This window comes from Paucibacter sp. B2R-40 (genome assembly GCF_025717555.1).
GTDB lineage: Bacteria > Pseudomonadota > Gammaproteobacteria > Burkholderiales > Burkholderiaceae_C > Paucibacter_A.
Window position 1 is genome coordinate 791,890 of record NZ_JAJIRP010000001.1, and the last position, 20,063, is coordinate 811,952.

Annotated in this window: 15 protein-coding genes; 7 read left to right on the forward strand and 8 right to left on the reverse strand. The window is 62.8% G+C overall.

Going from position 1 to position 20,063, the window contains the following annotated elements; translation table 11 throughout:
- Positions 1-2: 2 nt before the first annotated feature.
- Positions 3-623 carry a LemA family protein gene (locus LNV09_RS03530; protein WP_263555676.1) on the reverse strand — a complete coding sequence of 207 codons (621 nt, stop codon included), beginning with the start codon at positions 621-623 and terminating at the stop codon, positions 3-5.
- Between the two features lie 139 nt (positions 624-762).
- Positions 763-1,623 (reverse strand): DNA ligase, encoded by an 861-nt coding sequence (locus LNV09_RS03535; RefSeq protein ID WP_263555677.1) that lies wholly within the window; start codon positions 1,621-1,623, stop codon positions 763-765.
- Positions 1,624-1,746: 123 nt separating this feature from the next.
- Between LNV09_RS03535 and hemE the strand changes: the two genes are divergently transcribed.
- The 4 genes from hemE to LNV09_RS03555 all read left to right on the forward strand — a co-directional run bounded on the left by hemE (position 1,747) and on the right by LNV09_RS03555 (position 7,847).
- A complete protein-coding gene (hemE, locus tag LNV09_RS03540; protein WP_263555678.1) occupies positions 1,747-2,832 on the forward strand; it encodes a uroporphyrinogen decarboxylase in 1,086 nt (361 codons plus the stop codon).
- Positions 2,833-3,196: 364 nt separating this feature from the next.
- The gene (locus LNV09_RS03545; RefSeq protein WP_263555679.1) at positions 3,197-5,350 is read left to right on the forward strand and encodes a primosomal protein N'; all 2,154 of its coding nucleotides are present in this window, start codon (positions 3,197-3,199) and stop codon (positions 5,348-5,350) included.
- A 128-nt stretch (positions 5,351-5,478) separates the two neighbouring features.
- Positions 5,479-6,513: an AraC family transcriptional regulator gene (locus tag LNV09_RS03550; protein ID WP_263555680.1), complete on the forward strand. Its 1,035-nt coding sequence runs from the start codon at positions 5,479-5,481 to the stop codon at positions 6,511-6,513.
- A gap of 188 nt (positions 6,514-6,701) precedes the next feature.
- Positions 6,702-7,847 carry a PEP-CTERM sorting domain-containing protein gene (locus LNV09_RS03555; RefSeq protein ID WP_263555681.1) on the forward strand — a complete coding sequence of 382 codons (1,146 nt, stop codon included), beginning with the start codon at positions 6,702-6,704 and terminating at the stop codon, positions 7,845-7,847.
- Positions 7,848-7,866: 19 nt separating this feature from the next.
- Here LNV09_RS03555 and LNV09_RS03560 read toward each other — a convergent pair whose 3' ends face one another.
- The 3 genes from LNV09_RS03560 to LNV09_RS03570 are packed head-to-tail and all read right to left on the reverse strand — an operon-like array spanning position 7,867 to position 11,839.
- The gene (locus LNV09_RS03560) at positions 7,867-8,586 is read right to left on the reverse strand and encodes a PEP-CTERM sorting domain-containing protein (protein ID WP_263555682.1); all 720 of its coding nucleotides are present in this window, start codon (positions 8,584-8,586) and stop codon (positions 7,867-7,869) included.
- Positions 8,587-8,609: 23 nt separating this feature from the next.
- Positions 8,610-11,186 (reverse strand): zinc metalloprotease, encoded by a 2,577-nt coding sequence (locus LNV09_RS03565; protein WP_263555683.1) that lies wholly within the window; start codon positions 11,184-11,186, stop codon positions 8,610-8,612.
- Positions 11,186-11,839: a hypothetical protein gene (locus LNV09_RS03570; protein ID WP_263555684.1), complete on the reverse strand. Its 654-nt coding sequence runs from the start codon at positions 11,837-11,839 to the stop codon at positions 11,186-11,188. Before LNV09_RS03570 ends, LNV09_RS03565 begins: the two co-directional genes overlap by 1 nt.
- A 223-nt stretch (positions 11,840-12,062) precedes the next feature.
- Between LNV09_RS03570 and LNV09_RS03575 the strand changes: the two genes are divergently transcribed.
- Both LNV09_RS03575 and LNV09_RS03580 read left to right on the forward strand, forming a co-directional pair.
- The gene (locus tag LNV09_RS03575; RefSeq protein WP_263555685.1) at positions 12,063-13,844 is read left to right on the forward strand and encodes a helix-turn-helix transcriptional regulator; all 1,782 of its coding nucleotides are present in this window, start codon (positions 12,063-12,065) and stop codon (positions 13,842-13,844) included.
- Positions 13,845-13,854: 10 nt separating this feature from the next.
- Positions 13,855-14,316, forward strand: coding sequence for a CopD family protein (locus LNV09_RS03580; protein ID WP_263555686.1), 462 nt, complete (start codon positions 13,855-13,857; stop codon positions 14,314-14,316).
- 16 nt (positions 14,317-14,332) lie between these two features.
- On the opposite strand, the gene LNV09_RS03585 is transcribed toward LNV09_RS03580, so the two are convergent.
- From LNV09_RS03585 to LNV09_RS03595, 3 genes are all read right to left on the reverse strand, one after another.
- The gene (locus tag LNV09_RS03585) at positions 14,333-15,493 is read right to left on the reverse strand and encodes a helix-turn-helix domain-containing protein (RefSeq protein WP_263555687.1); all 1,161 of its coding nucleotides are present in this window, start codon (positions 15,491-15,493) and stop codon (positions 14,333-14,335) included.
- Positions 15,494-15,532: 39 nt separating this feature from the next.
- Positions 15,533-16,396 carry a hypothetical protein gene (locus LNV09_RS03590; protein ID WP_263555688.1) on the reverse strand — a complete coding sequence of 288 codons (864 nt, stop codon included), beginning with the start codon at positions 16,394-16,396 and terminating at the stop codon, positions 15,533-15,535.
- Positions 16,397-16,634: 238 nt separating this feature from the next.
- Positions 16,635-18,146: a glycosyltransferase family 39 protein gene (locus LNV09_RS03595; protein ID WP_263555689.1), complete on the reverse strand. Its 1,512-nt coding sequence runs from the start codon at positions 18,144-18,146 to the stop codon at positions 16,635-16,637.
- Between the two features lie 422 nt (positions 18,147-18,568).
- On the opposite strand from LNV09_RS03595, the gene LNV09_RS03600 reads away from it, so the two are divergent.
- Positions 18,569-20,059, forward strand: a complete 1,491-nt coding sequence (locus LNV09_RS03600; RefSeq protein ID WP_263555690.1) for an ArnT family glycosyltransferase — start codon at positions 18,569-18,571, stop codon at positions 20,057-20,059.
- The last annotated feature ends 4 nt before the right edge of the window (positions 20,060-20,063 follow it).

A 20,063-nucleotide genomic window follows, 5' to 3' on the forward strand; every position in this document is an offset into this window, starting at 1 on the left:
CCTTATTTGGCGGCCGGCTTGTCAAAGCTGACTGTCGGTGCCACCTTGATCGCGGCTTCGTTCTCAACCGTGAAGTTGGGCTTGACCTTGTAGCCCATCACCATCGCGGTCAGGTTGTTGGGGAAGCTGCGGGCGTGGGTGTTGTACTCGGTCACTGTCTTGATGTAGCGATTGCGCGCCACGGTGATGCGGTTTTCCGTGCCTTCCAGTTGCACGCGCAGGTCTTGGAAGCCCTGATTGGCTTTCAAGTTAGGGTAGTTCTCGGTGATCATCATCAAGCGGCTCAAGGCGCTGGACACCTCGCCCTGCGCGGCCTGGAACTTCTTCATCGCCTCGGGGTCATTGGCCAGCTCGGGCGTGACCTGGATGCTGGTCGCCTTGGCGCGCGCTTCGACCACCTTGGTCAGCGTCTCTTGCTCGAAATTGGCCTCACCCTTGACGGTGTTGACGATATTCGGGATCAGGTCGGCGCGGCGCTGGTACTGATTCAAGACCTCGGACCAGCCTGCGTTCACCTGCTCGTCCAGGCTCTGGAACTGGTTATAGCCGCAGCCGGACAGCGTTAGCGCGCTTGCCAACAGGGTGGCGGCAATGGCGCCACGTTTGAGCAATGATGAAAACATTTTGGAATCCTCCGGTCGGTGATTGGAACCACCCCTCAGGTGGTGTCGCCCTGATCAGAATCAAGATCGGGCGCAGTATCGCAGCGTCTTTACGGTGCTGCAAAGAAACTCGTTACTTCCCCATCAGCCGCGCACCGACTCAGAAGTTTTCCCGCACCCGCAGATAGCTTGCAAACTTTGGCAGGCCGGTCGAAGTCAGATCACGGTAACGATAAGTCACCACAGTACCAATCGGTGGAGGATTGGCACGCTCCGCGTCGGAAAAGCCCGTGCCGAGACGAAAGCGCCGACCCTCGGGCGTCTCCAGCAGCAAGGCCCCCATCCTGCCCGCATGGCGTCCCTTGCCGGGAAGGTGGCCGACGACGGTCGCCTCGGTATCCAGCATCGGTTTGAGTTTCAGCAGCACGTCGCTGCGACCGGTCACGTAAGCTGCGTCGGCCCGGTGCAGCACCAGCCCTTCGGCACCGAGCTTGACGAGCTCTTTGAGTTTGGCCGCAAGCGCCTGACGGTCGGCGACGCGAAATTGGGCTATCGGCTGCAGCCAGGGGACGCCACCATTGATATTGGCCTTGCTGATAGGCGCTTGCATCAGTGCGAGGCGCTCGCTAAAGCTGCCGGGCGCATCCGGCATTTCAAAAATCATGTACTTCACCTGTCGCCATTCCTCATCGATGGGCACATCCTTGCGCACGATGGCCGAGAGCTTGTCGAAGCTCTGTCGCGCAATCCACAGCTCGCCATCCAGTGGTACCGGCGGCAGCGCATCGGTGAACCATTTCGGCGCGTGCACTGGGTTGCCGCTGCGATGACGCAAGGTCTTGCCATCCCATACCCCGCGCACGCCATCCAGCTTTTCGCTGATCCAATAGTCGGCGGGGTCTATGCCTGCGTGAAAAACATTGGCGAGAAGGATGTTGCTGTCGGCGGCCAGCGCTGGCCGGCCATGGTGCAGCAGCAAAAGACCGAATACCGAGGCGGCGAGCAAGCGGCGTCTGTGCATAACAAACCTCCAATGGGCCACCGGCTAGCGTACTGCTGTATTGATTGACCGCAAAGGCTTTAGCGTCAGATCAAGGGCTGCAGATCCAAAAGTAGGCGCGCCGCATCGGATAATCCTCGCACTATGCATGCACCTCTTCAGAACGACACCTTTTTGCGCGCTTGTCTGCGCCAGCCCACCGACTACACCCCCGTCTGGCTGATGCGTCAGGCCGGGCGCTACTTGCCCGAGTACCGCGCTACCCGCGCCAAGGCCGGCAGCTTTATGGGCCTGGCCACCAACCGCGACTACGCCACCGAAGTGACGCTGCAGCCGCTGGAGCGCTACGACCTCGACGCCGCCATCCTGTTCAGCGACATCCTGACCGTGCCCGATGCGATGGGTTTAGGACTTTCCTTCCAGCTCGGCGAAGGCCCCAAGTTCGCAAAAGTCGTGCGTGACGAGGCCGCCGTCAATGAGCTGGCGGTGCCGGACATGGAGAAGCTGCGCTATGTGTTTGATGCGGTCACATCGATCCGCAAGGCGCTCAATGGCCGTGTGCCCTTGATCGGCTTTTCGGGCAGTCCCTGGACGCTGGCCTGCTATATGGTGGAAGGCGGCGGCTCGGACGATTACCGCCAGGTCAAGAGCCTGATGTATGCGCGCCCCGACCTGATGCACCGCATCCTTACTATCAACGCCGATGCAGTAGCCGCTTACCTGAACGCACAGATCGAAGCCGGCGCTCAGGCCGTGATGCTGTTCGACAGCTGGGGTGGCGTGCTGGCCGACGGCATGTTCCAGCGCTTCAGTCTCGACTATTCGCGCCGTGTGCTGGCGCAAGTGAAGACTGAACATGAGGGCGTGCGCATCCCGCGCATCTTGTTCACCAAGGGCGGCGCGCTCTGGTTGGATGAGATCGCCGATGCCGGCGCCGACGCGGTGGGTCTGGACTGGACGGCCAATCTTGGCAAAGCGCGCGCCCAAGTTGGCGGTCGGGTCGCCCTGCAAGGCAATCTGGACCCGAACGTCTTGTTTGCCCCGCCCGACGCGGTGCGCGAGCAGGTGCGTGCGGTGCTGGACAGCTTTGGTAACCCACGTCGCGCCGACGGCACTTGGGACGGTCATGTGTTCAATTTGGGACATGGCATCAGCCAATTCACTCCGCCCGAAATAGTTTCGGTGCTGGTGGATGAGGTGCATGCGCACTCACGCCGCATACGGGCTTGATTCGGCCCCGGGCTGGCGCAACCCGAGGCCAGTTATTTGGCTGATTGAATGTGAAGTGAGCACTCAGGCTAGAGACTTATCCCCAGTTTGGGGCGAGCGAGCCGGCAAGAGTTTTTATATTGCGCTGCAGCTAAGTGTTTTCCCGATTGCGGTCTAAGTGCTTGATTTATAAGAAACTGTCCCGGTCCTTTATTGAGCAGGCGTCGATCGGGCTTGGCAGTAACAGCTTGGGTAAAAACCTACTCTTAGAACTTTCCCCACAAAGTTATCCACAGAATTTGTGGATTCGCCCGTGAGCCCTTTGGAATCATGCACTTAAGCGCAAATCTTCAATTAAAGCCTGAATCGGTGCGAGCCAGGCCATATGGTTGACGCAGGGCCAGTGCTGGCTATGGCGCCGCTCGGAACTGGCTTGGCGCGGGTCAAAGTGGCGGTTGACACGCCTCAGTACAGCGGTATCAGCGGGCCGCTCGACTATCTGGCGCCGTCAGTGCTGGCGCCGGGTAGTTTGGTGCGGGTACCCTTGGGTAAACGGGAATTACTGGGTATTGTTTGGCCTCCCGCCGCCAAGGCCGAGCCCTTGGAGGAGTATGCCGACCCCAGCAAACTACGCGCCATCCTGGCCGTTCTGGAGGGTTTGCCGCCTTTGAGTCCGGCTTGGTGTCGGCTACTGGAATTTGCCGCCGCTTATTACCAGCGCGCTGTCGGCGAAGTGGCCTTGTCGGTATTGCCACCGCAATTGCGTGAGTTAGACAGTCAGCAGTTGCAATTGCGCCTCAAGCGCATGCGCAAATGGGTGGCTGAGCAGCAAGCGACGACCGCTCTGGAGCCCGTGCAACCGATCTTGAGTCCGGCTCAGGCCGAGGTGTTGGCCGAGTTGGATGTGATGCTGGGCGAAGCCACGGCCTTAGCCACAACAAAGGCTGCGCCACCGCCCGTTTTGCTTTACGGCGTGACCGGCAGCGGCAAGACCGAGGTCTATCTGCGCGCCGCCGAGCATGCGCTGACGCAAGGCCGCCAAGTGTTGGTGCTGGTGCCCGAGATCAACCTGACGCCGCAATTGGAGGCGCGCTTTGCCGAGCGTTTTGGCGGCCGCGTGCTGGTCTCGCTGCACAGCGGCCTGACGCCGGCGCAGCGCCTGCGCAACTGGCTGGCCGCACATCAGGGGCAGGCGGATCTGGTGCTGGGCACGCGCTTGGCGGTGTTTGCGTCCATGCCCAGGCTGGGGCTGATCGTCGTCGACGAGGAGCATGACCCGTCCTACAAGCAGCAGGACGGTGCGCGCTATTCGGCCCGTGACCTGGCTGTCTACCGCGCGCATCTGGAGAAGATCCCGGTGATTCTGGGCTCGGCAACGCCGTCGCTTGAAAGTTGGCAAAAAGCCGATGAGGGTCGATACAAGCGTTTGGCCCTGCCCGAGCGCATAGGCGGTGGTGCGCTGCCACGCGTGCGCCTGTTCGATATGCGCTTGATGCCGCTCAGCAAAGGCGTCACGACGGCGCTGACTCGGCCGCTGCTGGACGCCTTGCGCCTGCGCCTGGAGCGCGGCGAGCAAAGCCTGATCTTTTTGAACCGGCGCGGCTATGCGCCGGTGCTGCATTGCAGCGAATGCAATTGGAAAAGCGACTGCCCGCATTGCAGCGCCTGGCGCGTGTTTCACAAGGGTGATCGCACGCTGCGCTGCCACCATTGCGGCTTCAGCGAGCGCGTGCCCGCGGCCTGCCCAACCTGCGGCAACCAGGACATCGCACCTTTGGGTCGCGGCACCGAGCGCCTGGAGGAGCAGTTACTCGAGCAGTTGCCCGGCGCGCGAGTGCTGCGCATCGATGCCGATTCGACCAAGCTCAAGGGCGAGTTGGAGACGCATATGGCCGCCGTCCACGCAGGTGAGGTCGACATCGTCGTCGGCACCCAGATGATCACCAAGGGCCATGACTTCCGCCGCATCACTTTTGTGGCGGCCGTCAATCCGGACGGCGCCTTGTTCAGCAGCGACTTCCGCGCACCCGAGCGCCTGTTTGCGCTGCTGATGCAGGCCGGCGGGCGTGCCGGCCGCGACGCGGAACAAGCGGCGCGCAGCGAGATGTGGGTGCAGACCTGGCACCCCGAGCATGCGCTGTACAAGGCCTTGGCCAAACATGACTTCGAGGATTTCGCCAAAAGCCAGCTGGCCGAGCGAGAGTCGGCCGGTCTGCCGCCGTTTGCGCATTTGGCGATGTTGCGGGCCGAGGCGCGCACACCCGAAGTCGCCAAGGCTTTTCTGGATGCCGCCGCGCGTTGGGCTCAAGCCTTGCAGAAAACGCATGTACAGGTGGCCGAGGTCCTGATCTACCCCTGCATCCCGATGAGCGTGGCCCGCATCGCCAATGTCGAGCGCATGCAGATGCTGGTCGAGGCCCCCAGCCGCAGCGCCTTGCAGCGTCTGCTATGGCTGTGGAACCCCGAACTGCATGCGCTCAAGCGCGAGCACAAAGGGCTGATGCGCTGGGCGATCGACGTCGACCCGCTGGCTATTTAGCCGGCAGTTTGTCTGGAAGCTATGCGGGTAAAGCCGGGCTTATGAGGCGCCAGAGCTCGGTCATACTCGGGCAGACGCAATGAACTTGAGTGCGAGCAGCTCAAGAGTTATGGCTGGACCTATACCGCATGAATTTCCCGGATTCCGCCAATTCCAAACCACCCATACGCCGCACGGCGAGTCGATCGGTTGATTTTGAGTCGCGCGCTGCCATAGAGAGTTACATCGACGGACTCAATCAGCGCGCCCCGGTGGCCCACCGCGATATCAAATCCTGGGGGCCGGCCAGCACGCCTAGCTTGCAGCTGACGGTGCTGCCTATGGCTGCCGCCGGACAGGTGAGCGAGCAGATCTTTCTGACCGAGCCTCAGAACAGCTTCGTCTTGGACGTGCGCTCACAGCCCAAGGCGGCGGCAGGCTCGCCCTATTTGGTGGGCTTGGTGCTGTCCGGTTCCGTCAGCCTGACGCAGGCCGGCGGTGAATTTGTCGCGCACGCGGGTGAAGGCCTCATCATCAGTCCTGCCGAGGTGGAGCGCGCTCAATTTTCGGCGAATTCGCATTTCATCGAGTTCGCCGTGCCCCGGGACAATTTGCTGCGCCTGGGGTCCGAATTGGCGCCCGGCGAGGTGTCCGGCGCGCCGGAGTTCACGACCATGCTGGCACCGACGCTGGCGCAAAGGATGCTCTTCATGGCCCGACAGGCGGCCCGCCTGCTGCAAAGCAGCGAGTCGACGCCTGCGACCCTGCCGATGTTCGAGCGCTGGAAGGAGATGATCGCGCTGACCTTGCTGCATGAACAGCAAGCCGGGCGATCTCAGCCGCTGCCCGCGGCCGCCATGAAACCGCGCAGCCTGAGCCGCGCCCTCGACTACATCGACGCCAACGCACAGTGCGACATCCTGCTGTCCGACATTGCAGCGGCGGCCTGCGTCAGCGTCAGCAGCTTGTTGCGTCACTTCAATGAGCATATGGGCCAGTCGCCGATGGCGTTCTTGCGTCAGGTGAGGCTGGACCGCGCGCGCGCCGAACTGCGCCGGGGCGACGCAGGCTTGATCCGCGATCTGGCGCTGCGCTGGGGTTTTCAAAGCGCCGGCAAGTTCAGCCAGGCTTATCAGCGCCGCTTTGGTGAGCGGCCTAGCGAAGGCCGCAAAGCCGGTCGTTGAAGCGACGGGCATAGCCCGAAATCGTCAGGCGCTTCCCGCAATCTCCGATCTGCGGCGGCCTGCTCCAAAACCCTCTGTCGGCTGCTTTTGCCTGCCGGTAAGGTTTGCTGCGTACCGCGTCCCTAAGGTCGTTCGGACCCGGCACGAGCTGCAAATCAAACTATCCAACATCGAGCGAGCAAGCAAGCATGAAAACATTCAGTCTGACAATTCTGGGCCTGAGCGCCCTGGCCTTGGTGCCGGCCGCGCAGGCCGCCGCGCCCAGTTACGCCATCGTTGATCTCGGCGTGATCGGCAGTGGGGAGTTCTCCCAGGCCTTCGGCGCGTCCCGCAATGGCAGCATTGTGGTCGGGCGCTCATCCGATAGCCATGACCAAGCTTTCAGCTGGACATCACAGGGCGGCATGGTCGCCCTGCCCAATCTGGCAGGGCGCAATTTCGCCTCAGCCAATGCCGTCAATAACGCCGGCATCGCCGTCGGTGTTTCTTCGACCACCTGGTTTGGCAGCGACCCATTGCCGGTCATTTGGAAGCAGGGCGCGGTCGCAACGCTGGCCATGCCTCAAGGCTACAGTTCCGGCTGGGCCTACAGCGTCAACGCCTCAGGCGTCGCTGTCGGCGCCGTCGGATCTGGCAACTTTGAGCGTGCCGCCCTGTTTGGCCCGAATGGCAGTTCTTTGATCACCGCGACCGCAGCCAATGGCGCCTGGATGAGCACCGCCTTCGGAATCAATGATGCCGGCCTGGTCGTTGGCATCGGCGTTGACCCGGACAATCTGGCCCTGAATGTTGGCCTGGTCTACAACTCGGTGACCGGTGTCATGAGCACGGTCGGGGCTTTGCCGGGCAATACCTCCGCGATCAACTTCGGCCTCAGCAATAGTGGCTATGTCGTGGGCGGCAGCGGCCTGTACCAAGCCTCGGGCAGCCCCTTCAGGTGGTCGGCGTCGGAAGGCATGGTGGAGATCGGCCTGCCACCTGACACCAGCTCAGGTTCTGCCAGTGCGGTCAATACCCAGGGCTGGGTCGTGGGAAATGCCGGCGGGCTGTATTCGGTGCCCTTCTTGTACGCCGACGGTGTGACCTATTCTTTGCAGAGCCTCTTGCCAGTTGGCAACGACTGGGACTTCAGCACCAACACCAGCGCATCGGCAATGTCCATTGCCGATGACGGCAGCATCGTGGGCACCGCCGTGCACGCGGGGCTCACGCATGCCTATCAAATGACGCTGATTTCCAGCGTGCCCGAGCCCGAGAGCTGGGCGCTGATGTCAGGCGGACTGGGCCTGTTGGGCGCCCTGGCACGTCGTCGCCGGCGAGCTCGGGGCGCCTGATCGTCTGCTGAGTGCCGACCTAGACTTTGCGCCGACGGGCGGCAGCGCCTACCAACCCCAAGCCGCTCAGCAGCAAGGCGTAGCTGCTTGGTTCCGGCACGGCGGCGATGCTGCCCAGGGTCAGGTCATTCGCCGCCACCCAGCTGGCGCCGCCAATGGGCTGCACGGTGCTGACCTGGAAAGCCTCCAGTCGGCTGCTCGAGACAAAGCCGAAGAAGCTGCCCGGCGCGGTGTTGTCCACCAAGATCAGCTCCTCAACGCCGTCGGCGTCCAGCACATTCAAGCGGATGGTCTGGCCGGGCAGATAGGCGCCGTTCGCATCGGTGCCGAAGAAGAAGCCTCCGACCGCATTGACCTTGTCGGAGAAATAGCCAAAAGTCAGGTAGTCGCTGGCCTTGTCGGTAGACAGCCAGGCGTCGCTGCCGCTGCCGGCGCTGTAGAGCAGCGAATCTTCGCCCTCCTCGGCCACCGACCAGGCTACATAGCGGTGCTCGCCAGCCGTGCGCTCCACATAGCCCGGCCCCTGGGCCCAAAAGGGCAAGTCATCGAAGCGGTCGACCGCCTGGGCCGAGATGGCGGCCAGGTAGGCTGCCTGCGAGTTGTAGAAAGTGATCTCGGCTTGCGCGCTGCCAACGCTGCAGCTGAGCAGGGCGGCCAGGGCCAAAGCGGGAGCCAAAGCGGGTGCCAAAGCTGGAGCCAGAGCGGAGCCGGTGAAGTAGTTGTGTAGTTTGTTTGTCATGGTGTAGTTCTCCGGATTGGGTTTCAATTGATCTCGCAGCGGCCCAAGCGCGCGCCGCCCTTGACCTTGGCGGCAGCTTGCGCCGGGAAGGCCACCAAGTTGTTGGCGCCGCCTTCGCAGACATAGACCTGCTTCATGTCGACATGCCAAGTCATCTGCAGGCCGGTCACGCCGCCGACCAGGGTGTTGCCGGGGCCGTTGATGGCGATCGGGTTTTCCATGCCGTACTTCTCGGCCTCGACCACGCCCTGCTTGCGGAAGAAGTCATTCAGGCTGATCCAGCCCAGGTCCTCTGCCCACATAAAGCCGGCGATGCTGGTGAAGAAGCTGCCGACGCGGGCGATGATGACGCGGCCGTCATCGCTGATGCCATTGAGCTGCTGTTCCGGCACGCCGTAATTGGCCTCGACCCAGGCCGCACCTTCGACCTTGCAGTGGTCGATGCCGTCCCAACTCGGGAAGGGGAAGTCGATGCAGTACTTGGGCGCGTTGATGCTGCGGAAAGCGCTCGGACCCGTACCCTGTGTCGGGTTCCACAGCAGCACGCCGCGCTCGGTCGCCAGCGGCACGCGCAAGCCATCGTTGCTGACCAGATCGGCCACATAAGCGCCGGTCAAGGCGGTCAGGTCGATAGGCGCGCCTTCCTTGATCCAGGCATAGGCGTTCTCGCCATTGCCCTGGCCGACCACCACGCCGCCATCGGCGGATACGCCGGCCGCGCGTATCCAGGGCATCCAATCCATATTCAAGCCGTCCAGCCGCAGCGCTCGGCCGCCTTTGTCGGCCGTCCACAGATAAGGCACCACGCCCAGGGTGCCGAGCTGCGAATTGAATTCACCGCAACTGCCGTCCGCGTTTTCATAGGTGCTGAAGCCGACAGCGGCGCTGCCCTTGCGGTTCATGCCCCAACCTACGCTGCTGATATGCCCGCCCCAGCTGTCGCAGTGATTGCTCAAGGCGCCCAGTGGCGTCAGCGCGTGGGTCTGGTAGTTCCACAAAGCCATCTGCTTGAGGGTGAAGGGGTTGCCGTCCGGGTCCCACTGAGTCTCGCCGTCAAAATTGGCCTCCACCAGCATCTGGCGGCCATCGCCGGTGATGGTGCTCAGTGCCGAGGCCAGCAGGTCCAATTCCTGCGGCAGCAGGCGCGGGCCGGTCTGGGCGTCCCAGACGAAGGGCGTGTCTTGGCCGACCACGCCGCCGGCGCGTTGGCCGTCGTCCGACAGGCTGGTCAGGTAGCCGGCGGTCAGAAAGCTGTATTGCACGCCGTCGGTGTGGCCATTGAAGATCAAGTTGGCGGTCTTGGTGACGCCGGCCTCGGCCTTGATGGCACCGGCCAAGCAGGGCGTATCGGCGTGTGGGTCATTCGACTCGCCTTCGTTCCAATATTCTGGCTGCGACATCATCATGGTCGGCTGGGTCGGGTAGCCGCCGCGGCTGATCTCCTCGGTATAAATCTTGTAAATCTCGCCGGCCTTCAGGTTGTTGATGCGAAAGCGCCCATCCGGGCCGATCTGGCCTTGGGTCTGGTCGCCCGACATCACCGAGATCGCGTCGCCCAGTGGATCCTTGACGTTGCGCGCAATGATGTTGATGCCGCTGTAGCCGGTGCGCCCGTCCTTCAGCGTCAGCGTGCCGGCGATGGAGCCGGTCTTGCTGAAATAGTCGGCCGAAGGGTAGAGGTTGGAGATGCCGGCGATATCGTCCGCGCGGTCCACCGTGCTCATCTCGTAGCCGGCCGAGCGACCCTTGGCGACATTGTGCGAGTCGATGAAGGGGAACATCGTCTCGATATGCTTGGGGTCGATGTGGCTGGCGTTCGGGCCCTTGAGCCAATGGTGAACCGGCGCCACACAGCCGGCCACGCCGGGGTAGAGGTCGCCGCCATAGCCGGGCATGCTCATATAGGCGAGCTGACCATTGGTCTGCGAATGCGACAGATTGATGGCATGGCCGAACTCATGCGTGAAGATGCCGGCATAACGCGCACCATCGACGTCGGCCGGCGGTTGGCTGCGCTGGCCCGCTGGTGGCGCCTCGTGGTCGACCATCCAACCATTCATCACGGCGGTGGCTTTGACGATGGTATCGGGGTAGCCGTCGCCGTCGCGGTCTTCGGCAATCTCGGGCATCGCGATACCCAAGACTTGGTCGCGCGGCACGCCGAAAAACTCCTCCAACACGCGGCCGTCCACGTCATAGATCACATAGAAGCCGCCCTCGTTGTAGTGGCCGTAGACCAGGCTGGCGGTCGCGCCATCGTTGACGTCAACGCCGATGCTCGGCACTTGACTGAAGGGCGTGAACTTGGCCGGGTCGGTCTCGGCGCGCCAGGTCGAGCTGGCCACCGAACTCCATTGCTTCAGGCCAAAGGCGGTGATCTTGTTGGCCTGCGCTTCGCTCAGGAAGACCGTGCCATCGTTCTTGCGGCTGAAGGCGCCAATGTCGGTGTAGACCTTGATCGCGCCTTGGGAGGTGTCCCAGCGCAGCGGCTGCAGATTGGCCGGGTTGTTGTTGAGCAAGAGCGGGCCGGCGGCTTGGGCGCCGGTGACAAGCGCCAAGGCGCAGGCGGCCAGGGCGGAGAGTTTGAAATGGGTTTTCATCAGCGCATCACTCCGGTGGCGATCCAGTTGTTCTTGACCGCGCGGCTGACCAAGCCTTGCAGCACATTGATGTCGACAGCGCCCGAGTTCTTGCTCAGCATGCTGGCTTCGGACGCGCGCAAGGCACCACGCGTGAGTACCTGCACACCGTCGAACAGGCCGGCGTTGTTGAAGCTGTTGGCGGCCTTGCTGCCATTGATGCTCAGCTTGCCTTGGGTCAGGCCGACCGGCGTGCTGAGGCCGGTCTTGGCGGCGGGCTTGTTCATGAAAGTCATCACGCGCTCACCCACGACCCAGGTCGGCATGCCCTCGATCTTGGCCGGCAGCAGGTAGCGGCCGTCGGCCATTTTGCGGGCCTTCAGGAGGCCGAACTGGCGGAAGGTGTAGCTGCTCTTGGGGGCCAGGTCTTGCTTCGCGCTGCCGGCGACCTTGAGCGTTACTTCGGTATAGGGCACGCCATCCTGGATGCCGTCTTTGACAGCCGTTACTTCGCCGCTGACGATCAGCTCGGCCTTGGCAATCATCTGGCTGAGGTTTTGAGGTGGTAGCTGGGTTGCTTGGGCCTGCGGCAGCAGGTTCGCCGCACTCAAGGCCAGCGCGCTGGCGAGCAGGCGCCGTCTGGGTGAACTGAAGAGGGGCTTGGACAGTTTCATCGTGGGTGACTCCGGTAGAAAAAAGACTTGTTGGCAACGGGCTTGACCTTATCGAGTCGGCCCAGCCGGATCACCCCCCGCCGCGGGTGGAAAGCAGCGCTCACGCCTCAGGAAAACCCTGCGCGCTTGTTTCACCATGCTTCCCCCCTGCATGGAGGTAACGCAGGGTTTGTACGCAGTCTTGCGGCCCGGATCTGCCAGCAAGTCACCCTAGACTCGGGTCATGAAGTACCTGGTGAGTGAGCAAGAACTGAGAGGCTTGGAGCTGGCGTTGGATGCAGCTGTTGGTGCGGCGCGCCTGCCGGCTTTGCTGGCCTTGGCCTGGCAGCTGCGCCAACGCGACAGCCAGCGCGCACTCGGGCTGCTGGCTGAAATGAAGCGGCGCTTGCCGCGCTACCCGCTGCCGGCCGAGGCGCTGAGCCGCTTGATGCTGTGGGCGGCCTTGGTCGAATGCGAAGTGGCCGCGCTGCGCTGCCAACTGGACGAGTCGCAAGCTTGGCTGGATGCGGCCAGGGCCGCTCTTGATCCGGCTGCTGACGGCCAGGCCGCCGGTGATGCTTGCATGGCCGAGGCCTGCCTGGCCAAGGCGCTGGGCCAGCGCGACCGCGAATTGCTGGCGCTGGAGCGGGCGCAGGCCTTTTACGCCGGCTGCAGCGACCCCCAGCGTATTGGACTGGCGCAAGGGCTATTGCGCTGCGAACGCGGGGTCACACAGATTCGGCCCGCCAAAGCCGGCGAGACCGTCGCCGATGCCTTGGCTGACGGCGGGCCTCTGGCGAGCATGGCGCCAGCCGATGCTTGTACCGATGCCGCCACGGAGGCCGTCAATGCTGCCGCGCAGGCCTATGCCTTGTGCATGCGTGCACCTGCCGAAGCCGCCGCCCTGTTCACGCGCGCCGCGCAGTTGTGCCTCGACTTGGGGCTGGTCAGGTTCTCTTGCATCCTCAGCATGAACGCCAGCAACTGCAAGCTGGAGTTGGGGGATCTTGAGCAAGCCTCGCAGTGCTTTGAGGCGGCGGCGGAGCGGGCGCGCAATACGGGCTGGCCGCAGTTGATGGGCATGACCCAAACCCAGGTGGGCCGCGTCTTGCGTTTGCTGGGCCGGGGTCAGGAGAGTTTGCAGGTGCTCAATCAAGCCTTGGTGCAACTGCGGGTCGCCCCCGCTGGCCTGGCGACCGCTTTTGCTTGCAGTGAGCTGGCATTCACACTGACGGAAGTGGAGCGGCCCTTGGACTCGATCGAGGTGATGAAAGAAGCGATCCGCCTGTACCGGCTGTGGGGGTCTCACGTCAACTTGGCGCTGGCCTCGGCCCGCCAGGCGCGTGCCTTGGCTTCTGTCGGGCGTATCAGCGAGGCCTTGGTCGAACTAGAGGAGGCGCAGACTTTGGTGGCGCAGCATGGTTATGCGGCGCTCACGGTCGACATCAACGAAGCCCTGGCCGAAGTGCATCGCCGCAGCAAGCAGCCGCCGCCGCCGGGCATGACGGCGCCGACCGCCACCATTCATTACGCCCAATGTGCCTTGAATCAGGGTATGGACATCCAGGGCTGGAAGCCGCCGCCGGCCTTGCTGGACTATCTGGCCGACGCTTGGGCCGATGCCGACCATATGGCGCAAGCCTATTCCTACTCGCGCATGGCGCGACTGGCCGACCAGCAAGACCGCGCGCTGAAACTGAACGATCCCCGTGCAATGCTGCAGTTATTGGGCTACCACCGCTTGAGTGCCGCTACTGGCATGCAGGAGTCAGGGGAGTCGACCTTGCTTGCGGCAAGCGAGCCCGTGGCGCAGCAGAGCGCCGAGCTGCTGTCGGCCAAGGAACAGGCCGTGCTCCAATTGCTGGCGCGCAACTATTCGAACAAGGAAATCGCCCAGTCCTTGGGCGTCAGCGCCGAGACCATCAAATGGCGCTTGAAGGGCGTGTTCTCCAAACTGGAAGCCGGCTCACGCAAGCATGCGGTCATCCGCGCGCGCACCTTGGGGCTGTTGGCAGCAAACGTTTGAAATCAAAGTCATGAATCTTTTGCACGCGGCACTCTTGTGTCTTCATTTGCTGGCTGCCGCCTTGTGGGTCGGCGGCATGGCGACGATGGTGTTGGCGGTGCGGCCGGCCGCAATACAGGTGCTGGAGGCGCCGCCGCTGCGTTTGCAGCTACTCGGCGCGACGCTGGCGCGTTTCTTCACTTTGGTGCAGATTGCCATCGTCGTGCTGTTGGCGACCGGCCTGCTGATGTTGGCATTGCTGGGCGGGCGGGCGCATTGGAGCGTGCACGCAATGGCTGCTCTCGGTCTGTTGATGATGGCCTTGTTCGCGCACATCCGCTGGGCGCTTTACCCGCGCCTGCAACGCGCGCTGGCTGAGCAGGCCTGGCCCTTGGCTGCTGCTGCACTCAACCGCATTCGTCAGTTTGTGAACATCAATCTGGCCTTGGGCGGCCTGGTGTTTGCGCTTGCCGTTTTGGGACGCGCCTGGTGACCGAGGCCGGCACAGCTCAAGCCTGTTTGCGCCGACTCTTGCGGTATTCCGCCGGGGCAAGCCCGGTCTTGTCTTTGAAGACCTTGTAAAAGCTGTTGCGGTTGTTGAAGCCGGCGCGGTAGGCGATGTCGGCCACGGTCAGCGTGGGCGTGCCTGGGCTGTCCAGCATCTGCAACGCTTCTTGGTAGCGCAGCTCATTGAGGTAGTCGTAAAAGCTGCTGCCCAGATGCAGATTGAGCAGCTCTGACAATTGATGCGAGCTCACGCCCAGCAAGGCGGCCAGTTTGGCCAGCGACATCGCCTCGTCTTGATGGGGCTTGTGTAGCAGGACGATTTGTTGCAATTGCGCGCTCAGTTCGCGTGCGGCCGTTGGGGACAGCTCCACCGCGCGGACGGCGGGCATAGCTGCATCGAGCGGGGCTTGGGTAACGATGTTGTTTTCGGCCGGCCTGCTGAGCGGCGTTGCCAGCCCCTCCTCGTTCTGCCCTTCGGTCTGCCGAATGAAGATCTCGGGCTGGTAGACCGCAAACAAGGCGATCAGATTGACATACAGCGCCAACACCATGGCCGAACCCTGCAGCAGCGCTTGGGGCGGCAGCCTGCCCAGGATGATCAAGGCGTAAATCATCAAATCGAAGCAAGTGGCGGCGAACAAGCCCAGGGCCAGATACAGCAACCAGTAGTAACTGCTGTTGCGATGGTCTTGCAGCAAATGCTGCAGCTTGCTTTTGTGACGACGCAGCAGCCAAAGGCAATAGCCGCAATAACTCAGCACCTGCAGAAGCAAGAGCCACACCAAGCTCGGCTCGCCCAGCCAGTTGGCGCCGTTCAATGCGCCGGTGAAGCTCAGCCCCAGGGGCAAGAAGTGCAGCGCGGTGCGCCGCGCCGAAGCCGGCGCCAGCAGCAAGGCCTGGCGCAGACTGATCAGCATCAAGGGACCCCAGGCCCAAGTCAATTGATAGCGCAAGGCTTCCAGCCAAGGCAAGGGCGCGCCGCCGCGCGCCAGGCTCAAATAGGCGTGCAGCGGCGGCAGCATCAAGAGCGCCACGAAGGCGGCCATGGTGAGCCGGCCGCGCCGCTCGCCGCGTCGGCTCAACAACAAGGTCAGCAGCGTCCAGCAGCCCAGGCTGAAGGAAAACAAGCACCAGGCTTTCTGGATTTCGACGTAATCACTCATGGACGGGCGGCGGCGTTTGACCTCTTGTTTGCTGTGATTTCAGCGCGGGAATGTATCGAAGGTACCCGAGAACTGGATCAGGCCGTTGTAGAAATTCTGGTACCAGCTTCCCGAGTTGGGTGTCTTGAAGGTGTAGACCATGGTGTAGGGCAGCGTGAAGGAGTCGCTGGTCTGGATGGTTTCTTCCACCGCCGTGTTGGCCGACAAGCGCTTGTAGCTGTATGTACCTTTGGAATTGATATTGCCCGGCCCGAAACCCTGGAAGGTCAAAGTGCCGTCTTGCGCATAGGTCTGCAGCACCAGGCCAGCGGATGGGTAGACGCCCGGCGGCAATTGCGGGGCGACGGCCGACTTGATGATCAGCGCCACATGCAAGCCGGCATTGCTGGCTGGCGCCAGCAGTTGAGATGCGCTTGGCTGGCTGGGTGTGGCCGTGAAGTGGCCGCTGAGCACCTGATTGCCGTTGCTCAGTGTCTGTACCCAAGTGCCACTGAGCGCCGAGTCAAAGCTGTAGCTGGTGGTGGAGTGCAACTGGCCGCCGGCCTCGACCGAGCGATCCTCCAAGGTGTTGGGGCCCCGGTGGCTCAGCTGATAGCTACCGCTGGCCACCCGGTGACCGGTGCCGCCGGCGCCTTGTGAGGTCCACTGGCCGCGCGGCAGGTAGCGCTTGACGATCGCACCTTGGTTGGGCACACCGCTGGCGCCTGCGGGCAGCACTTTTTCGATCTGCAGGTTCAGATCCATGCCGCTCAGGCCAGCTCGGGACAAGGCTTCATGGGCGGACATGGCCTCATCGGCCCGCGCCGAAGTGGCGGGCAAAGCTGTGCCGAGCAGGAGCAGGCCGAGGGACAGAATGGCGGGCAGCGCCCGTCGCGGCATCGAAAACAGGGTTTGAACTGACATGATGGTTTGAGCTTGAAGTAGATGGAAGGGCGGTATCACTACCGATCTTGCTCCGCCGCCTGCGGGGTTAAAGCCCGGCCGGGGAGAAGACGCTGCCATCTTGCTGGGCGCCATTGGCGCGGCTGTGTGTCTCGACCGAAGATGACAAATTCAGCCGCAAATTCGGCAGCCAATAGCCCAAGCCGGTGGGCTGGCGGGCGGACGAAACTGGCGGCCGGGGCATTGGCCGGCCCGTAACTCAGTGGCAATAGGTGTCGCTATTGAGGCGCTCGACCGCCCACCAAAGGCCTTCGCCGATGTCGTGGCGCTCGGCGTTAAAAGGCGGCTCACTGCCTTTCAGACCTACCCACAAGATGCCGCACTCATGATCCAAATCCGCTGGCACCCAGGGGCTGAGCGTGTATTGGCCGTCGATCAGCACCAGCGGCCGCTCGGGCAAGCGCAAGGCCAGCACGCTGGCCAATCGTTGCGGGCCGGCAATGATATGGATGTCGCCACCCAAAAGTTTGCGCGCTGCGGGGCCGATCTGATCGGCCACGTATTGCGAGGCGAAGGTGCGCGAACGATCTTGATTGAGCACATGATCGCTGTGCTTTGAGGAGATCAGCAGGCAAGCGATGCCCAGCATTTGCACCAGCACAAATCCCAGCAGCGCATCGCGCAGGCGAATCGCCTGCCAGCGTCGGCCACTCAGCTGCGCCATCAAGGCCGCGCAGGTCAAGGGCATGAAGGCGCTGCCCCAGTTTAGATGCATGCTGCCTCGCAAACTCATGGCGATCAGCGGCATCAGGACCAGCGGCAGCAGCCCCCAGTTGGTCAAAAACCAGCGCGCCGATGCTTCGCGCGCGACCGCTTGTGGGGAGTCTTCCGCCGCAGATGGGGCGCCGGCGCCTTTGTGGCTGCGCCAAAGCAGGCCGGCGCCCAGAATCAAGGCACCCGCCATCTGTGTGAATTGATTGCCAATCCAGCGCAGCGCGCCGACCGCGCATTGAGGCAAGGACAAGGCCGAAGCCATGCCGTTTTGCCGCAAATAGGTCAGTGGCTGCAGATCGTGGGTGATCAACCAATAGACATGTGGGCTGAATACCAGCAGCGCCACCGCAATGGCGGCGATCAGGCCACGGCGGTGCAAGCGGTCGCGCCATCCCTGGTGCTGCGCCCAGACCGCCAGCACGGAAGCGCCGGCCAAAGCAACTTCGTACTTGGCCAGGGCGCCCAGCCCGAGCAGCAGGCCCAAGGCGATCCAGGCCCGCCAACTCCGGTGGGCAAAGGCTCGCCAGCAACAGGCCGCAGCCGCCGCGACGCACAAAAGCAAAGCGACGTCATGGTTGAAATAGGACAGGCGCTGCGTGTAGAAGCCTATGCACAACGTGCCCAGCAGTGCCAGATTGGCGCGCTGCTTGCCCAGCAGTTCTTGCACTAGGCGGTGGCTGCACAACAGGGCCAAGCCGGTCACCGCGCCGGCGGCAAGATAGCTGACCCATTCATGCAGGCCGAGCAGTTGCACCAGCGGCCACAGCAGGGCTGTAGGCAGCGGCGGATGTTTGTAATAGCCCCACTCGAGCGAGCGCACCCAGCTCAGTTGCTCGGCGTTGTCCACCGGGGGCGAGCTGCTGCTGAGCCACAAGAGTGTCAGCCAGGTCAAGGCCCAGAGCGCCAGCCAGGCCGCCACTGGGACGGCCCGCAAGCGCTGCGCCAAGGCTGTGCTGGAGCGCGTGAATGGGTCGAGAAGGCTGTAGGTTTTGCTCAAGATGGGGCAATCCGGCCGGGCGCGCAGGATGTTTGGCTGGTCACTAAGGGGACTGAGAGACGAAGGGCGTGGTCAACGCTTGCTTGACAGTCACCCGTCACGGCGATCGAAATTCAATCTGCCCTTGACCAAACCTGAGTAAAGCTGGCTAGAAAGCTATCCACCTATGCAAGGCCTGGACCTTCCTGAGCGTGGATGGGTGATTTTACGAGGCGCACCAGCAAGGTGCCGCAGTGAATACCCAGCCTCGAATGGCCAAGTGGCGCAGTCTTACCGAAATGCGGACATTGTTGCGTCCGGTCTTGGCCTGTCTTGCCTTGCCTCCATGACAGTCGATTGATCCATCTCAACGCACCTGGACTTGCCACACCTGTGTCGCAGTTGCGATGGCATGATGCCGCCATCCCTAGAGGTTTTCCCTTATGTCATCTGAACACAAGCGCTCAAGGCCCGATCGAATTCCTTTAGAAGGCAGCCATCGACCTTGGCTTTACTTGCTGGGCTTGATCTTGCTGCTGCGCCTGCTGACCTTGGCCAGCCTCCCGCTGACCGATCACACCGAGGCCCGTTACGCCGAGATCGCGCGCCTGATGCTGCAGTTGCAAGATTGGATCAGCCCCCACATCACGCCCTCGGAAGTGTTCTGGGCCAAGCCACCCTTGTCGACTTGGTCGCAGGCGCTGTCCATGACTGTATTCGGCGTCAGTCCCTGGGCGGCCCGCCTTCCCGCCGTACTTTGGAGTTCCGTTGCCTTGGGCGCTGCGGGCTGGATGCTCAAGGGCAGCTTGAGCCGGCTGCAGACGCTGGTCGTTTTGGTGGCGCTGGCGCTGAGCCCCTTGTTCTTCATTGCGGCGGGGGCGGTGATGACCGATGCCACGCTGGCCGCCACGACGCTATTCGTGCAGGCAGCCTGGTGGCGGGTCTTGCGCTCGCACAGCGCGCCCGAGCGTTTGCGCGTGGCGCGCTGGCTGGGTTTCGGGGTGGGCTTGGCGCTGTTGACCAAGGGGCCGGCCGCCGTAGTCTTGACCTTGTTGCCGATCTTTATGCACGCTGCCTGGCGGCGGCATTGGCCGTCCATTCGGGCGGTGGCGAGTGATCCTTGGGTGTGGTTGATCTGTCTGGGCGTGGCGCTGCCCTGGTATGTGGTGGCCGAACTCAAGACGCCCGGCTTTATCGAGTATTTCGTCTTGGGCGAGCATGTGATGCGCTTCTTGCAGCCCGGCTGGAGCGGTGACCTCTATGGCTTCGCGCATGCGCAGCCGCTGGGCATCATCTGGCCCTATACCTTTGTCGCTGCCTTGCCGGCGGCCTTGATCTTGTTGCTGCGCCTGCCCTATTTGCGCATCCGCCAAGGCGCCGGCGCTTTGCGCGCGCAGTTCCAGCAAGTGAATAACGGCTTGGACCTTGCCTGCTATGCGCTGTGCATTGCTCTCGCACCGCTGCTGCTGTTTTCGGCCGCTAGAAATCTGATTTGGACCTACGCGATGACAGCATTGCCGGGCCTGGCAATTCTCGCCGTGATGGCCTGCCCGCAAGCCTGGTTTCAACGTGCCATCAGTTGGGGCCTGGGTCTGGCTTTGCTGCTGCTGTATGGCTGGGCCTTTGTTTTCAAGCTGCCGCAAGAGGCGGCCAAGCATTCCGACCTGCCCCTGATATCGGCCTACACCCAAGCTTGTGGCGCGCAAGACTGCCGCTTGAGCTATGCGAGCAAGCCCGACTACTCGGCCTACTTCTATTCTGCCGGGCGGCTCTATACCGGCATGCCGGGGCAGGCCTCGGCTCCCGCTTTCAAAGTCATTCATCTGGAGAAAAATTCTCCGCTGCGGGCCGGCGCCCTGGCCTGCAATAACGAACAATGCCTGTTGCGTGATTCCGATCGCGTCGCCGAAAATTCTGCCCACCCAGCGCATTGACTCA

What these genes read in the sequence shown, in the direction of transcription:
- LNV09_RS03560 (WP_263555682.1), bottom strand. Translation starts at nt 8,586, where the DNA reads ATGACAAACAAACTACACAACTACTTCACCGGCTCCGCTCTGGCTCCA.
- LNV09_RS03555 (WP_263555681.1), top strand. Translation starts at nt 6,702, where the DNA reads ATGAAAACATTCAGTCTGACAATTCTGGGCCTGAGCGCCCTGGCCTTG.
- LNV09_RS03530 (WP_263555676.1), bottom strand. Translation starts at nt 623, where the DNA reads ATGTTTTCATCATTGCTCAAACGTGGCGCCATTGCCGCCACCCTGTTG.
- LNV09_RS03550 (WP_263555680.1), top strand. Translation starts at nt 5,479, where the DNA reads ATGAATTTCCCGGATTCCGCCAATTCCAAACCACCCATACGCCGCACG.
- LNV09_RS03535 (WP_263555677.1), bottom strand. Translation starts at nt 1,623, where the DNA reads ATGCACAGACGCCGCTTGCTCGCCGCCTCGGTATTCGGTCTTTTGCTG.
- LNV09_RS03600 (WP_263555690.1), top strand. Translation starts at nt 18,569, where the DNA reads ATGTCATCTGAACACAAGCGCTCAAGGCCCGATCGAATTCCTTTAGAA.
- hemE (WP_263555678.1), top strand. Translation starts at nt 1,747, where the DNA reads ATGCATGCACCTCTTCAGAACGACACCTTTTTGCGCGCTTGTCTGCGC.
- LNV09_RS03570 (WP_263555684.1), bottom strand. Translation starts at nt 11,839, where the DNA reads ATGAAACTGTCCAAGCCCCTCTTCAGTTCACCCAGACGGCGCCTGCTC.
- LNV09_RS03580 (WP_263555686.1), top strand. Translation starts at nt 13,855, where the DNA reads ATGAATCTTTTGCACGCGGCACTCTTGTGTCTTCATTTGCTGGCTGCC.
- LNV09_RS03590 (WP_263555688.1), bottom strand. Translation starts at nt 16,396, where the DNA reads ATGTCAGTTCAAACCCTGTTTTCGATGCCGCGACGGGCGCTGCCCGCC.
- LNV09_RS03545 (WP_263555679.1), top strand. Translation starts at nt 3,197, where the DNA reads ATGGTTGACGCAGGGCCAGTGCTGGCTATGGCGCCGCTCGGAACTGGC.
- LNV09_RS03575 (WP_263555685.1), top strand. Translation starts at nt 12,063, where the DNA reads ATGAAGTACCTGGTGAGTGAGCAAGAACTGAGAGGCTTGGAGCTGGCG.
- LNV09_RS03565 (WP_263555683.1), bottom strand. Translation starts at nt 11,186, where the DNA reads ATGAAAACCCATTTCAAACTCTCCGCCCTGGCCGCCTGCGCCTTGGCG.
- LNV09_RS03585 (WP_263555687.1), bottom strand. Translation starts at nt 15,493, where the DNA reads ATGAGTGATTACGTCGAAATCCAGAAAGCCTGGTGCTTGTTTTCCTTC.